The sequence below is a fragment of the Marinifilum sp. genome (assembly GCF_965230805.1).
Taxonomy (GTDB): Bacteria; Bacteroidota; Bacteroidia; order Bacteroidales; family Marinifilaceae; genus Marinifilum.
The window spans coordinates 3,483,262-3,495,793 of the sequence record NZ_OZ246019.1; the positions used below are offsets into that span (position 1 = coordinate 3,483,262).

Consider the following 12,532-nt stretch of genomic DNA (forward strand, 5'->3'; position numbering starts at 1 on the left):
ACGTTATTTAAGAATGATGGTTCGTTTCATTTAAAACGTGTCTTTCAGTAGTAATACTATTATACTCCTTTGCCATACTTTTACTTCACCAAAAAAAGATACCCTCTACCTCTTAAGGTTTGAATTTCGATATTTTCATCTTCGCTAAAGTAGTTTCGAAGCTTTTTAATGTATACATCAAGGTTTCGAGAATTAAAAAAAGAATCATCGCCCCAAACTTGCACAAGAATGTCTTTGCGTTCCACAACCTTGCTGCCCATTTCTGTAAGTTTCTTTAAAAGTTCACCTTCGCGATTTGATAGATTAATCGTTTTCGATGGTGTAATTAATTCATATCGCTTGGGGAAGTAGGTGTAGCTTCCCAATTTAATTTCGTTGATTTCTTCTTTTTTTTCTTCAGAAGTATTATCGCCTTGTCCCGCACTATGAAGTTTGAGTTGGTTATCAATACGAATCACCAATTCCTCAATGCTAAATGGTTTTCGAATGTAATCGGTTCCCCCGGCTTCAAAACCTTTTACAAGATCAGGTGTTTCTGTTTTCGCTGTTAAGAAAATGATTGGTAATATTGGATATTTAGATCTGATGTGTTCGCACAATTGAAAGCCATCAACATTTGGAAGCATAATATCCAACACGCAAATGTCTGGAGTAAAATCATGAAATTTTGACATCACCCGTGCTCCATCTTTCTCCCAAACAATGTCAAACCCTTTTAGTGTTAATGAGTCATATACAATTTGCCCTAAGTTAGGCTCGTCTTCTACATAAAGAATTTTTATTTTATCCATGATGATCTTAGCTAGAGTGCCCTGCAAGATAAGAAAATATAGGAAAAATAGCCTTATTCTGACTTGTTAATAATACTGTAAGCAATATTCCGGAGTTTGAGTATTGGCAATAGGTATTTCATGCTAATACTGCTATAAGTACAACATTGATTGGTAATTGCATATCATGCGATGAAAGTCCTTATGACGGAAACTTCAATTTTATTTCACAGCCCTTTTCAGATAGATTATACGCATTAATAGAACCCTTATGTTGTTTCATTACCAAAGCGGCAAAACTTAATCCTAAGCCAAAGCCTTTTACATTGTGTTGGTTACCAGTTGGAACCCGAAAGAAACGATCGAAAATCTTATTAATATATTCTTTTGGGATTCCTGGTCCATTGTCAATTATCGAGAGATAAACATGTAAGCCTTCCTGCCAAAGGTTTACACAAATGCTAACGTCATCGCCACCATATTTCTTACTGTTTTCAATCAAGTTCCTTATAACACCTTCAATGTATACTTTATCGATGGAAATAATAATATTTTCATAAGGCTTATTGAATTTGATATTAATGGTATCTGCATAAAAGAGTTGAACTGATTTTACAATTCTTTCAACAAATTCGTTCAAATTGGTTGATTCCTTTTTTAGCAGGTGTTTGTTCGATTCCAATTTAGAGTGTTCTAATACTCTTGAGGTAAGACTATCCAAACGATTCATTTCCGAAGCAACCATTGTTAAGTAGGATTTGGTTTTTTCTTTGTCATCGGTGATACCGTAGTTAAGAATGGCCTCCATGGCTGCTTTAGCAGTTGAAACAGGAATTTTTAATTCATGCGTGATATTGCTAACAAAATCGGAGCGAAGCATGTTCAATTTTGCTTGTGTAAGGTAACTTCGATATGCAAATACAAGAGCAAACACCGAAAGACCAATAAGCACAATTCCAAAAGCGATTTGTGCAAGAATAATTCTTAGCAGAAGAAAATAGTAGTTTTCAAAGTATATAATACTTGATTCCCGGCCTTTAATGGAATAAACTATTATTGCTAATTTATCTTTTAGTATAGCTTCATGATTATTCTTTTCAAACCATTCAACTTTCTTTCTGTCAATCTTTTCTTTCTCGGTAATATTTAAGTTAGGATATTTATTATTTAACAATTTCAGAAACAAACTACTGAATAATTGAGAGTAAGATTCTTTAACCTCTTTTTTTTCATTGTTATAAATTTGAGATGGATATATATTATAAGGATAACCTATTCTTATGATATCAGATTGTCTATCCATTCTTAAACTGTCAGGAATTATTTCATTGTCCTCAATTGCTATAAATAACTTTAGGTATGCCTTGTTAGAATCTACAAAAGCTTTTAATTCTTTAATGTAGTCCTTTTTAAAATCGATAGTTGTTCTAGGCGATCCAATATTTAGTTTCTCTAGATTGGTAGTATCCGTGGCGTTTAAGCTAGGTTTTATTACTGTGCGGTAAAAAAGAATAAATTCTCCATCGGATAGAGAGGTATGATATAGGCGAAATAAATCAATTTGCAGATTTCTTTTTTCATTGTAATACTGACCATGCAACCAATACCCAACAAAGGTAACCAGCAAAATCATACTCAACATCATTGGTGAAATGATTTTAAATTTCTTTCTTCTTAGTCTGTCTTTTGGCATGTGACAAATATACTGGCTTTCAAGATTAAAATCTTAAATTCTTAACCTTAATTAACCAAATAGCAGTATACAAAAAGCAATTATTTGAACTAAAAAATATTAAAAAAAAGGCCATTCCGAAAGAATGACCTAAACTTTGACTATGAAAATTTAAAAGAAAATAATTTTAAAATTATATGCTTTGATTTTACTGGCTTTTTGTGAGCCTTAAATTGTTTCGAAAATTTTGATTTGGTTAAGGAAAAATAGAAATATATTAGCTTCGGCGATATTTTTTATCGAAGAATAAGCTCCTAAAAAAATGGGATTGATTTCATGCTAATACTGGTATTACATCATCATGAGATTGTGTATGTTGTGCATTTGATCCGGATACATCTCATGTCTGTTTCTATTAAACCTGCGTTGATTGTGTTTCTTACCATCCCTTAACTTGTAGCTAAATGTAAGGATATAGAATTTATTTAATTTGTTGGAGAAGTTGTCCGAGGTATATAGATCTGTGACCATATGCGATCTTTCATCCTCATTATTCAAAATATCGTATGCAGTAAATGATAATTCTCCACGTTTACTTTTAAAAATTTTGGTTGATAATCCTAGATTTAAGTGCCAAAAGCTATCCTCATTATTTGTTGAGAAATTATTTTGGTAATTGTTGCTGGTATTGGTTCTAAAGACTAAATCTTTAAAAAAATTCCAATACATATTTAATGCTGTGGTTTGCGAGAAATACTCAGAACCGGAAGTTGAATTGTTTTTAGATTTTCTGTAATTACTAGAACTTGTAAATGTAAAGTCTATTTTTTCATTGATGTTGGAACTTAATGTCACACCGTGATTCAGATTCCAGGAATCGGTATATGCCTTTTTATCGTTAACAAAGGTTGGATTGTGTGTAAAACCACCGCTGGTATTAATATTCAATTTTGATTTTATTTTTTTTAATGGAAAGCTATAAGAAATATTTGCATTAATTCTGTATTGGCCATCAAGGTTAACAGGTTCGGAGAATTGTCCTCCTGCCGGAAGAAAATACAAATCATTAATGGTTGTATCCCGAACGGCTACTATTGTTCTTCTTCCAACGGTATTGTTGGTTGTGGAAGCACCAGCATGGATTGATAAATAGCTACCTTTTTTAATATTCGATGCAGAAAATATTGCCATGAAACCATGAGTTCGCGATTGTTCCAATTCTGAATTACCTGCTGTTATATACAAAGGATCCGAAAGGTCCACAACTTCCTGTAAATCATTAATGGAAGGTGTTGAAGTTCTGGACATGTAATTCAGGTTAATTCGTTTCTGATTTTTTAGATTTAAAGAATATCTTACATATGGCTTAAATGCATAAAAGTCCTTATTAAAATTGGTTTGATTTGGAAAGCTTTCTTCGTTTTTAAGCGTAGTTATTTCAAAATCAGCACCTAAACTAAAACTATGCGTTTTGCCTCTTAAATTGTAAGAAAATCTACCTGCATTCTTAATTGTGGAATTTTCAAAATTATTGGTTGTCAGTTCATCCAAGTCACTATATGACTTACTGTCCTCATTAAAATTATAACCGTATTTGTCAGATTTATGCTCATCGTAATTAAAGCGGTATCCTATGCTGGTAAATCCTTTCTTACCAATTGGTTCACTATATGAAAGGCCTGCTTCTATTCCAGTATTTTTTGATTCCGAATCGGAAACTCTATTAATGCTCTGACTCACTTCATTAATTTCATTCAAGGTTTCAGACAATTGTTTGCCGTCCGATTCGCGGTTAGAATAATTGAATCCGGCATTTACATTTAAGGATCTTCCTATTTTACCTAAATTTTTAGAGTAATTTATCCTTTGGCGTATATTGTAAGAATTGCTTTCTGAACTATTAAGGTTTGTGTTGGCATTTAGGATATCTCCATTTAAATAGGTGTCAGAAATGGAATTTGAATTTGATTCACCATTCGAAGCAGAGAAGCTGGTGTTTAACATTAATCTGCTTTTAGGTTTCGAATTTAAAGATACCCTTAGGTTAACACGGTGATCACCGTTATCGTTGCTTGATGTGCTGCTTGAATTCTGAACCTGTCCGGCAAGTGCTTCAGCTGTGTAGGTTCTTACTGAACTACTTATGTTTTCGTTTTCACGATTTCCATATTCGTAGCTGAATTCGATATCGTTTTGGTTTTTTGTCTTTACAAGGTTTAATCCAAAAGAATCATCCTGAATTTCGTTTCCATCAATTCTTGAATTCCCAAATTGTCTGTTGCTAAGTTTTAAAGGAGCATTTACATTTCTGGATTCTGCAGTTAATGTTATGCTGTTATTTTCAGAAAAACTGTTTATGTTACCCTTAAATCCATATCGGTCGTCTTTCCCATACCCCGCAGCTACATCGCCAAAAACAAGTCGCTTGTTCTTTTTGTTGGTTACAATATTTAGGGTTTTTTTGTCCTCATCATTCTCCTTAAAACCGCTAAATTTTTCTTCATCGCTTTTGTACTCATATACCTCGATGTTTTTAATTACATCATTGGGGATCATGGATAAGGCTTGGTTCATGTTGTTTCCAAAGAAACGTTTTCCATCAACCAATACTTCGGCAACTTCTTGTCCTTCTAACACAAGTTTACCATCAATTTCATAAAATCCGGGCATTTTCGCCAAAAGTTCCCCTGCTGTGGCATCAGGATTTACCTTAAATGCTTCTGGATTAAAAACTGTGGTATCACCTTTTATTTTTGCGGGAGGTAGAGTTTCAGTAATATTTATTTCTTGCAAAAACTCCGTATTTTCTATCAGCTTAAGTTGTCCCAAATCCATAGAATTTTCTTCTACAACAATAGATTTTTTGATATCCTTATATCCAATAAAGGAAACCTGAAAGTTATACTGACCAGGTTTAACTTTTAGATTAAACTTTCCCAGTTCATTGGTTATGGTTCCGGATTTTTGGATGGTATCAGACTTGTTTATTAATAGGATTGTTGCTCCGGGAAGAGAAACTCCTTCTTGAGAATCGATTACATTGCCTTTTAAGGTGTAACTTTTTTGAGCAAAAAGTGATAATCCGGTTAGGATGAAAAATAGAGATAGCAAAATTCGGTACATCAATACGTGTTTTTAAATTCACGATAAAGATAATTTTAAGATTACTGTTAATTTACTTATTTAAAGTGAATCAAGGTTAATTAAGGTTAATGATGAAAAGACAAGTTTAGGGGTAACTTTCAGTAAATTAATGTGTAAATTTAGCTTACAGATCCAAAAAGTGTTAAAGCTTGTTAATAAATGAATAGCATTTTAAAAGAAGGTTTTCATTTTTTACAATGCATTAAAAGCAAGTGAATTTTGGATGTGTTTTATAGTTTATATCATTCAAGAATCTAAATCACTTCAAGTTTGAAAAAATCTACAATACTACTATTCTTATTACTGATTGCTAATTATAAAGGCATAGCCAAAGTAAAGAACAATGGAATCCCTTTTATAAAAAATTTTCCAAGAAGCGAATATCATGGGGGAACCCAAAATTGGGATATAGTTCAATCCTCGATAGGTTTGATGTATTTTGCCAATAATGAAGGAGTCCTGGAGTTTGATGGAACAACCTGGCGTTTGATAGAGATACCGAATAAATCATTGGTGCGATCTTTGGCAATAGATCAATCGGATAGGGTTTATGTTGGAGCTTATAACGATTTCGGTTATTTGGAACCAAATTTAAAAGGCGAATTGGTTTTTCGTTCATTGGCAGACTTTTTACCGGAAAAGGAGAGAGATTTTGAAGAGGTATGGCAAATCTTTCACTACAAAAATGGAATTGTTTTTCACACTTTCGAAAAAATAATTTTCTATAAGGATGAGAAGTTATCTATTATTGGAAGCGGAATGGATTTTAGGAAGAGTTTTGTGATAGACGATGAGTTTTACGTGCAAATTCCAGATAAGGGACTTTGTAAACTGAATGGGAAAGAGTTTCGTTTGCTAGAAGGTACAGAAAAGTTTAAAAACTTTGAAGTTGTAAGTGTTCTGCCTTATAACAACAATAAACTCTTAATTGCTACTGCCCTAAATGGCTTGTTTTTATATAATGGAAGACTAACACAAGCTTGGAATATCGATGCAAATAAATCGTTTTCTAAAGAACAAATTTATTCCGGATTGGCAGTAAGAGAAGATCAATTTGTGTTTGGAACGGTCAGAAATGGTTTGTATATCATTAATAAAAAAGGCCAAATCATTCAGCATGTGAATACAGATCTAGGTCTGCTTAATAATACCATACTTAGTTTATTTCAGGATTCGGAAGAGAATCTTTGGTTGGGCTTGGATAATGGGATCAATCATCTTGAAATTAGTTCACCAGTTTCTACTTTTCCCAGAATCAGAGATATAGGAACAGGTTATACTTCAATTTATCACGATGGTTATTTATACTTGGGAACCAACATGGGCTTATTTGCACGAAAGTATGATTTCTCGGATATAGCTCAAAATCTGGATGAAAGGTTCAGGCTTGTTGAAAATACTTCCGGTCAGGTATGGAGTTTGCAGCTTGTAGGAGGAGAACTAATGTGCGGACATACCAAAGGTACTTTTCGGATTAGTCAAACTCGGGGCGAATTGATTTCTGATGTTGAAGGAGGGTGGAAATATTTATATAAAGAAGAGTTCCCAAATCAAATGATTGGAGGCAGCTATTCGGGATTGATCTTGTTCGAACGTCAATCCGAAAAGGGAAAATGGAAGTTCAAGAAAAGGATTGGTGGTTTTCATGAATCATCAAGAGAATTGATTTGGAATAATGACAACAGCATTTGGATGAGTCATGGTTACAAAGGCATATACCGAATTGTTTTGAATAATGCTTTGGATTCATGCATCAATTATAATTTGTATGGCCCGGAGGAGGGTCTTCCTTCCGATTTAAGCATTGGGATTCATAAAATTAGAAATAAAGTTGCTTTTACCAGCAATCAGGGTTTTTATGAGTATGTGCCCGAGATTAACAAGTTTGAAGTCTATCCATCGTTAAACAATTTGTTTGGCAAAGAAAAAGAGATTACCAAGATCTTTGAACAATCAAATGGAGATATTTGGTACTTTCAGGATGATAAGTTGAGAATTTTAAAATTACAGGTGGACAATTCTTACGAAAAGCAAGAATTGGTATTCTCTTCAATCAAAGGTTCATTTATCGGGGCTTTCGAAAATGTATATGAGATTGACAATGCAAATATTTTGATTGCAACAGAAAGTGGTTTTGTACATTATAATCCGGAGATTCGAAAAAGATACAAGAAAACATTCCATACCTTAATTAGAGAAGTGAGGATTGATGATCAAATGCAGGATTCTCTTATTTATGCAGGTCATAAAAAAAAAGGGGGTAATGGCAAAAAGTATATCAAATTTAAGAACAATGCGATTCGATTCCGGTTCAGTGCACCTCAATCAAGCCGTACACAACTGGTTAACTACAAATATCAACTACAAGGATTCGACCAAGACACATCAGTTTGGGAAACCATTACTAGTAAAGAGTATACCAACTTGCAAGAGGGAGAATATGAGTTTCGGGTTTTGGCAAAGAATCAGTATGGGGTTTTGTCGGTTCCTGACAAGTTTAAATTTACCATACTACCACCTTGGTATCGTTCAAAACTGGCATATTTTATTTATCTTCTTGTGTCCATTTTCTTTTTCTGGGGAATGGTTTTGGTAGTGCGATTGCGCATAAACAGAATGCACGAAAGCCTGGAGAAGCAACAGCAGGCAGAGTTAAAAGCCAAAGAGCAAAAGTTTAGAGAACAAGCATTAATTGCCGAAAGGGAGATTGTGCAATTAAGAAATGAAAAGTTAAGAAGCGAGGTTGATTATAAGACGCGCGAACTGGCAAGTTCTACTATGAATATCATTCATAAAAATGAGGTGCTTTCATATGCTGTTGGTGAACTTAAAAAAGCCTTAAAAAAAATCAAAGATCCAACTGCCTTGGTGCAGGTTCGACAATTGATGAAAACTCTGGATTCCGAATTCAATAGCGAGCAGGATTGGGAGCAGTTTGAATTGCATTTCGATCAAGTACACGAAAATTTCTTAAAGAGGCTAAGAAACGCTTACACTCAGTTAACGCCAAAGGATCTGCGAATGTGTGCCTATCTTAGAATGAATTTGTCTACCAAAGAGATTGCCCCTTTGATGAACATTTCGGTAAGAGGTGTTGAAATTAGTAGATATAGACTGCGAAAGAAATTCGATTTACCAAGGGAAGAAAACCTGATCGATTTTTTACTGAATATCTAATTCAGATCCAAAAGGCCAGAAGATTTAGATTGATTTCAAACTTATACGGGTGTTATTATAACGTGAGTTCGACGTAAAATTCTATCCACAGAAGGTTATATTTTGGATAGATTTGCATTAAAAATTTGGAAAGAATAGCGTGCTATTTTGAGGAATTTTTAATGTGAAGATGTCGTAAAGAGAACTTTCCATTATGTGTTTGCCTGCTTTCGGCATAAATTTCCTCAAATCTTCTTGAAATATCCCGATATTCCTTCGAAAATTTGATAAAATTTCTACTCAAAATCAGATCAAACTGTGAACGAATTTTACCTCGAACTCACGTTATTATACAATTTGATCATCATTATTCAATGATGCGGATGCCCTTATCAAAACTTTCATTTTTAATCAAACTCGGAAGAATACTGCTATAATTATTTGGATTTATTCAAGTATTAAGGGAAAATGGCAAAACGATATAGGAAGTTTAGTTTGTTTGATTTCTGATGTATTGAGTTGGACATTTTTTAACAGACAAGCCGAATTATAAATATCAGTAAAACAGTTGGATGCAAATATTTGGATCGTTAATGATGTAGTAATGATGTATTACAATTTTATTAATGATGAGTCTGTGATGTAACTGAAATTTTGATATTGAGTTAGCCTTGGAAGATATTGCAAACGATTTAGGTGAATAAATGTAACCCAAATATGTGAACTAATTTTCTAATCTAAACGAATGAATTTATGAAAAAAACAGTCTTGTTTTTGTTACTCACTTTCTTTAGTTGGCAATTATTTGCTCAAGAAAATGTGATAACAGGTGTTGTTACCTCAGGGGACGATGGAAGTCCAATTCCGTTTGCTTCTGTCGTTGTTAAAGGAACGACGATAGGTACATCAACTGATTTTGATGGTAAGTATTCCATAAATGCGTCTAAAGATGCTACATTGGTGTTTTCTATGATTGGCTTTGCATCTCAAGAAGTTTTTGTTGGAGATCAAACTGTGATTAATATGATATTGATGACAGAGACTACTGGCCTTGAAGAGGTTGTTGTAGTTGGTTATGGTACTCAAAAAAAGCGTGATGTTACAGGAGCAGTAACGGTTCTTGGAGCAAAAACAATAGAAGAAATTAAACCAGTAAGAGCTGAACAGGCATTACAAGGAACAACCTCAGGAGTTGTTGTAAGTTCTTCTTCGGGAGCTCCGGGGGCTGGATTAGATATTCGAATTCGTGGTATTTCTACTAATGGAGATGCTTCTCCGGTTGTTATCATTGATGGTTATGAAGGATCTCTGGAAACATTGAGCCCAGATGACATTGAAAGTATTACAGTCTTAAAGGATGCACAGGCAGCTATTTATGGAACTGTTGGTGCCAATGGTGTTGTTTTGGTTACAACAAAATCAGGTCGTAAAAATTCAGCTCCATCTGTTAGATTTAATAGTTCGGTAGGTATTCAGGAAACAACCCGTAAATTACCTGTACTAAATGCTACCGAGTATGCCGTATTGCTAAACGAAGCTTATGCAGCAAATGCACAAGAACTTCCATTTACCAATATTTCTAATCTAGGAAAAGGAACAAATTGGCAAGATGAGGTATTCTCAACTGCACCAATTTATAAGAATGATGTTAGTTTAAGTGGAGGTTCAGAGAATGTTGTGTACTCTTTAAGTGCTTCCGATTTAGATCAGCAGGGTATTGTTGGGAAAGACAAATCTGGTTACAAAAGAAATACGGGAAGAATGAATTTAGGGATCGATATCTCTGAGAAATTGAAATTCAAATCATCCTTAATTTATACCTACCTAAGAAGAAGATCGATTAACGAAAATGGTCTTGGGTCGGTATTGTTCAACGCCTTGAACATGCCTTCAACCATGCCGGTATACAATGATGATGGTTCTTTCTTTCTGGCTCCAAACAGTTTGGGGAATGAGGTAATCAACCCATTGGCACAAATCGATAATACTTATAACATTTATAAATCAAATAGATTGAGTGGGAGTTTTAGTATGGAATATTCCTATTCTCCTCAATTAAAGGCAACTGCCCGTGTTGGTTTTAATACTGGTAGCAGCAAAGAAAAATCATTTGCCAAGGAAATAAGTTATGGAGGAAAGGTATTTGATAATACAAGAAGTAGTGTATTCCAAGCACGTGATAATTTTAATGATTACACATTTGATGCTTTTGTAACATATAACAATACTTTCTTCGAATATCATAATATTACTGCAACCCTTGGTACTACAGTTTATAAAAACTGGGGCGATCATTTGGAAGCAACTGGTTTTGATGTACCTAATAATTCATGGGAATTTGCAGATATTTCATTAACAGAAGGGATTAGTGAATCTAAATCCAATAATTCATGGGATTACGATGATAGAAGATTATCTTATTTTGCTCGTTTGCAATATGATTATTCTGGGAAATATCTGTTTTCGGCTATGTTCAGAAGAGATGCTTCTACCAAGTTTGGTCCGGATGAAAGCGTAGGTTATTTTAACTCTGCAACCGCTGGTTGGATAATTTCCGATGAAGATTTCTTGAGTGATATCGAAGCCATTCACTTTATAAAGCTAAGAGCTAGTTATGGTTTCCTTGGATCAGATAAGATTCAGCCTAATAAATTCTTGTCATTATTGGATGGAGAAGGAACCTATGTTTTCAACGGTCAATTGGTTAACGGCAGAGCCATTGGAGCATTGCCTAACAATACCATCAAGTGGGAAGAGTCAGAACAATTTGATATTGGTGTGGATGTAAACTTACTGAACAACAAAATTGAAATCAATGCTGATTATTTTGTAAAAACCACTAATGATTTGTTAGTGGCGGGAGTACCGGTATCTGGAATTCTGGGGGTTAGTGGCGCAGGAGCTGCCGGTCCAACCATTAATGCCGGTGAGGTTCGGAACCGTGGTTTTGAATTTGCTGCTGCTTACAGAGGCAAGATTGGTGAAGATCTTGTATTCAAGGTGAATTATAATATGACGACTTTAGACAATGAAGTAACAAAAGTAAATAATGGAACCGGATTTATAGAAGCAGGTCAATTTAGTGTTGGACAGCCAAATCCTACCAGGATGGCAGTGGGACAGCCAATCGGATCATTCTTTGGATATAAAACTGACGGCTTGTTCCAGAATATGGCAGAGGTGAATGCTCATCCTTCACAAATTGGATTGGGAGCAGAAGCTCAGCCTGGCGATATAAGATATGTTGATATCAACAATGATGGAAAAATTAACTCTGACGATAGAACTTATATTGGAAGTCCAATTCCTGATATTAGTATGGGATTGAACCTATCTCTGAATTATAAGAATTTCGATTTCTCAACTTATGCCTATGCTTCTTTAGGAAACGATAAACTTCGAAATTACGAGCGTTCAAACGTAAATGTAAACAAGTTAAGTACGAATTTAAACAGATGGACCGGAGAAGGAACAAGCCATTCAGTACCAAGACTAACAACAGGAGCAACAGCTAATCAAGTAATCTCAGATTACTATGTTGAGGATGCATCCTTCTTGAGAATTCAAAATGTACAATTGGGTTATACATTGCCTGAAAGCATTGCATCAAAACTGAAAATCAGCAAACTAAGATTTTATGGTTCGGTTAGCAATTTGTACACATTTACTGACTATACAGGTTATGATCCTGCTGCATCGAGTGGTGATCCTATTACCGCAGGAATCGATTATGGGTTCTATCCTGCAGCAAGAACATTTACGTTCGGATTAAACCTAAACTTTTAAAAAA

General features: G+C 34.4%; 5 protein-coding genes. 2 read left to right on the forward strand and 3 right to left on the reverse strand.

Going from position 1 to position 12,532, the window contains the following annotated elements:
* Positions 1 to 80: 80 nt before the first annotated feature.
* The 3 genes from ACO05S_RS13915 to ACO05S_RS13925 all read right to left on the reverse strand — a co-directional run bounded on the left by ACO05S_RS13915 (position 81) and on the right by ACO05S_RS13925 (position 5,565).
* Positions 81 to 791, reverse strand: a complete 711-nt coding sequence (locus ACO05S_RS13915; protein WP_421918616.1) for a response regulator transcription factor — start codon at positions 789 to 791, stop codon at positions 81 to 83.
* A gap of 181 nt (positions 792 to 972) precedes the next feature.
* Complete coding sequence (locus ACO05S_RS13920; RefSeq protein ID WP_421918617.1) at positions 973 to 2,463, reverse strand: sensor histidine kinase; 1,491 nt, start codon at positions 2,461 to 2,463, stop codon at positions 973 to 975.
* Between the two features lie 330 nt (positions 2,464 to 2,793).
* Positions 2,794 to 5,565 carry an outer membrane beta-barrel protein gene (locus ACO05S_RS13925; RefSeq protein ID WP_421918618.1) on the reverse strand — a complete coding sequence of 924 codons (2,772 nt, stop codon included), beginning with the start codon at positions 5,563 to 5,565 and terminating at the stop codon, positions 2,794 to 2,796.
* A gap of 291 nt (positions 5,566 to 5,856) precedes the next feature.
* Here ACO05S_RS13925 and ACO05S_RS13930 point away from each other — a divergent pair, with 291 nt between their 5' ends.
* Positions 5,857 to 8,763, forward strand: coding sequence for a triple tyrosine motif-containing protein (locus ACO05S_RS13930; protein WP_421918619.1), 2,907 nt, complete (start codon positions 5,857 to 5,859; stop codon positions 8,761 to 8,763).
* Positions 8,764 to 9,495: 732 nt separating this feature from the next.
* Positions 9,496 to 12,528 (forward strand): SusC/RagA family TonB-linked outer membrane protein, encoded by a 3,033-nt coding sequence (locus tag ACO05S_RS13935; RefSeq protein ID WP_421918620.1) that lies wholly within the window; start codon positions 9,496 to 9,498, stop codon positions 12,526 to 12,528.
* Positions 12,529 to 12,532 lie beyond the last annotated feature (4 nt).